Raw genomic sequence first — 3,905 nt, 5'->3', positions numbered from 1 at the left:
ATGCGCGATTGGGCAACGGAGCTAGATAACTTTCTGCGCCTGACCCGCAAGGACATCCTGACCCACGCTGGCAAGGTGCAGGCCAAGGTGGCGCAGGACAAGGCGGAAGCCGCATATGCCGAGTACCAGGCGCGGGTTCGCAATCTGCCCTCGGTGGTGGAAAAGGATTTCGAGGCTTCCATCGCACAACCGGTCAAGCAGCTTCAAAGAAGCAGAAAAGCGTTGCCGAACAAGAAAAAGGGGAATGAAGCATGAGCGCCCGCGTGCAGAACCACATTGCCGGTCGGCTGTCTCTTCGACCGCCGCAGGCGGAGTCGCTGGCCCGGTTGGTGCGCGCGCTCGATGCCGCACCTGAACTGATGGGCCATGAACGGGAGGTCTCGGCCATCCTTTCCACGCTGAAGGCGGAATTCCCGACGCTGGAGGACTTTGAGCGCGAGTTCCCCTCGCTGTGCTTCTCGCTGGCCACAGGCGTGGGCAAGACACGGCTCATGGGCGCGTTCATTTCCTACCTGCACTTGGCGCATGGCATCAACAACTTCTTCGTGCTGGCACCGAACCTGACGATCTACAACAAGCTGATCACCGACTTCACGCGCAACACGCCCAAGTATGTGTTCAAGGGAATCGCCGAATTTGCTCAGCAACCGCCCTTGATCATCATGGGCGACAACTACGACCAAACCGGTGCGGTGGTTCAGGACCAGACGATGGGCTTTGCCCACGACGTGCGCATCAACATCTTCAACATCTCCAAGATCAACTCCGAAGTGCGTGGCGGCAAGGAGCCTCGCATCAAGCGCATGCGGGAGGTGCTGGGAGACAGCTACTTCAACCACCTGGCCAGCCTGGAAGACCTGGTGCTGTTGATGGACGAGTCGCACCGCTACCGAGCCAGTGCGGGTGTGCGGTCCATCAACGAACTGAAGCCCTTGTTTGGCCTTGAGGTGACGGCCACCCCGTTCGTGGAATCCACACGCGGCCCTGTTCCCTTCAAAAACGTGGTGATGGACTACCCACTGGCGCGGGCGATGGAAGACGGTTTTGTCAAAGAGCCCGCAGCCGTGACCCAGCGCAATTTCGACGCCAGGGCGCACTCGGCAGAAGAGATCGAGAAGATCAAGCTGGAAGATGGCGTTCGCCTTCACGAAACCACCAAGGTCGAGCTGCTGACCTATGCCCGTGAGAACGGCGTGAAGGTGGTTAAGCCCTTCATGCTCGTGATCGCAAGGGACACCACGCATGCCTCGCAGCTGAAGACGCTGATTGAGTCATCGGCCTTCTATGAAGGGCGCTATGCGGACAAGGTGATTCAGGTGGACTCCAGCCGCACCGGGGCCGAAGAGGAGGAGATGATCTCCAAGCTTCTGGCAGTGGAGAGCGTGGACGAACCCACTGAGATCGTCATCCACGTCAACATGCTCAAAGAGGGCTGGGACGTGACGAACCTCTACACCATCGTGCCCCTGCGCGCGGCCAACGCGCGCACGCTGATCGAGCAATCCATCGGTCGCGGCTTGCGCCTGCCCTATGGCAAGCGCACGGGTGTTGCTGCGGTGGACCGCTTGAACATCGTGGCCCACGACAAGTTCCAAGAGATCATCGACGAGGCGAACCGAGGCGACTCGCCGATCCGCCTGAAGCAGGTGATCCTGGAGGCACCCAGCGCAGACGACAAGAAGGTGAGCGTGCAAGTCAGCTCAGGCGCCATGGCCCGCCTCGGTCTTGCGGAGCCCCCGCCCGTGGCCACCAGTGCTGTCAGCATGGGGGCGGCACCGGCCGCCGCGCCTGCGCCCGTGTTCACCACAGAGCGCGAGCGCCAAGCCGCTCGTGTGGTGATGGATGTGATCGGCAAGTACGAGGTGAAGCGTGACCTCGTGCCGACAAGCAGCGCACTGCTCACCCCGGATGTGCAATCGGCCATCCTGGCTGAGGTGACAGAGCGACTGAAGCCTGCCCAGGGGGAGTTGCTGGCTGAAGTGGACGATGCCGCACCGGCTCTTGATTTGTCGGCCGTCGTGTCCAAGACCACGGAGATCGTGGTTCAGCAAACCATCGACATTCCGCGAATAGCCGTGGTGCCTACCGGGGAGGTCACCACCGGCTTCCACCCGTTCAAGCTGGGCTCACTGCCCAACTTTCAGCCGGGTCAACGGGAGATCGTCGGCCAAGAGCTGCGCACGAACCATCAGTTCACCATGAGCCGTGAAGCGGGCATCAGGGAGCAGCGCTTCGAGGACTACATCGTCAAGAAGCTGATCGACTACGACGACATCGACTACTTCACACAGGCCGAGTTGCTCTACGACTTGGCCGGTCAGGCGGTAGCCCACTACCAGGCGCAGAACTACTCGGAAAGCGAGCTGCACGAAGTGTTCGACACCTATGGTGCAGAGCTCGCCCGCCTGATCCGGGCCGAGATGATGGCCCACTTCTGGGAAGAGGCCACTGACTACGAGGTGCAGGTCAGCCGAGGTTTCACAGAACTCAAACCGTGCAACTACACGGCGGTCGCCGGGCAGACGGCACACAACTACCGTGAAACGGTGACCGAGCTGAGCAAGATCAAGCAGATGTTGTTCGGCGGTTTGAATCGCCCCAGGTTTCGAGGAGGCTACGTGGTTAAAGTGGCCGCCTCTTCCGAAGCGTGTTTGATTGCCAAGTTACTGAAGTATTTTGCTTCAGCTTCTACTGGTGGAATGTTACCGATGGGTTCAAGCAGTCGTTCGGTGTTGAACCAGTGGACCCAGCGCAGTGTGGCCAGCTCCAGTTGCTCACGAGATCTCCACGGCCCCAGTCGCTTGATCACCTCGGTCTTGTACAGGCCATTGATCGTCTCGGCCAAGGCGTTGTCGTAGGCGTCACCCACGGAGCCCACCGAGGCGGCAACGCCAGCGTCGACCAGGCGCTCGCTGTAGCGCCAGGACAGATACTGTGAGCCTCTGTCCCCGTGATGCGTGAGCGCGCCCTTGTCCGGCTGACGCGCGTGCAATGCCTGCTCCAGGGCGTCCAGCACGAAATCGGTGTTCATGCACGTGCTTGTCTGCCAGCCCACGATACGGCGGGCAAAGACGTCGGTGACGAAGGCCACGTACAGCCATCCCTGCCAGGTGGACACGTACGTGAAGTCGACCACCCATAGCTGGTTGGGTCGCTCGGCGGTGAAGTTGCGATTGACCCGATCGAGCGGGCACGGCTGGGCGGCATCGGCCATAGTGGTGCGCACGCGCCTGCCACGGCGTGCGCCTTCGATGCCCAGGTGCTTCATCAGCCGAGCCACGGTACAGCGAGCCACGGCAATACCCTCACGCTGCAACTGGTGCCAGAGCTTGCGCACGCCATAGACCTGCCAATTGGCGTTGTACACACGCTCAATCTCTACGGCCAGCACCTCATCGCGTTTGGCTCGCTCGCTACGCAGTTCAGGATCGCGCTGACAAGCAGCGTGACGCCAGTACGCCGACGGGGCGACCTGCAACGTCCTGCAGATCGGCTCGACCCCATGCACTTCGCGGTGCCTGTCGATGAACGCGTTCACTTGAATTTGCGGTCGAGCTCCGCCTGGGCGAAAAAAGCGCTGGCAAGGCGCAATATCTCGTTGGCGCGCCGCAACTCCTTGACCTCACGCTGCAGCGCCTTGATCTCATCGCGCTCGTGCGTGGTGACGCCGGGCCGCCGCCCGCCATCAACCTGGGCGCGCTTGACCCAGCTCAGCAAGGTTGTGGGCGTGCAGCCGATCTTGGGGGCAATCGCCGCCACGGCCTTCCACAGGGAGGGATACTCGCCCCGTCCCTCCTGCACCATCCGCACTGCGCGTTCGCGCACCTCTGCGGAAAACTTCGTTGCATTGTTCATGGCTCAATCCTCTCAAAGATTTGAGCCTCCTCGGAAACCGGGGCGATTCA

The 3,905-nt window shown here is 61.3% G+C and carries 2 protein-coding genes, 1 pseudogene and 1 other annotated feature; of the genes and pseudogenes, 2 read left to right on the top strand and 1 reads right to left on the bottom strand.

Annotation, left to right across the window (positions count from 1 at the left end; translation table 11 throughout):
• Positions 1-255 (top strand): virulence RhuM family protein (locus tag K8I04_06750; protein ID MBZ0071408.1); only part of this gene is annotated, 255 nt, incomplete at its 5' end.
• Positions 252-2,588: pseudogene (locus K8I04_06745) on the top strand (DEAD/DEAH box helicase family protein). The gene K8I04_06750 and the pseudogene K8I04_06745, both read left to right, overlap by 4 nt.
• 26 nt (positions 2,589-2,614) lie before the next feature.
• On the opposite strand, the gene K8I04_06740 reads toward K8I04_06745, so the two are convergent.
• Positions 2,615-3,855 (bottom strand): IS3 family transposase gene (locus K8I04_06740; GenBank protein MBZ0071407.1). Its coding sequence is split into 2 segments (ribosomal slippage): positions 2,615-3,576 and positions 3,576-3,855, totalling 1,242 coding nucleotides; the frame shifts between segments, so codons are not numbered across the junction.
• Positions 3,464-3,577, bottom strand: a sequence feature (AL1L pseudoknot). (Overlaps the previous gene by 114 nt.)
• Positions 3,856-3,905: the final 50 nt, after the last annotated feature.

Source organism: Gammaproteobacteria bacterium (assembly GCA_019911805.1).
Lineage (GTDB): Bacteria > Pseudomonadota > Gammaproteobacteria > Thiohalobacterales > Thiohalobacteraceae > JAHJQQ01.
Note: the sequence above shows the minus strand (reverse complement) of the source record. Positions and strands in the feature narration are given on the sequence as shown.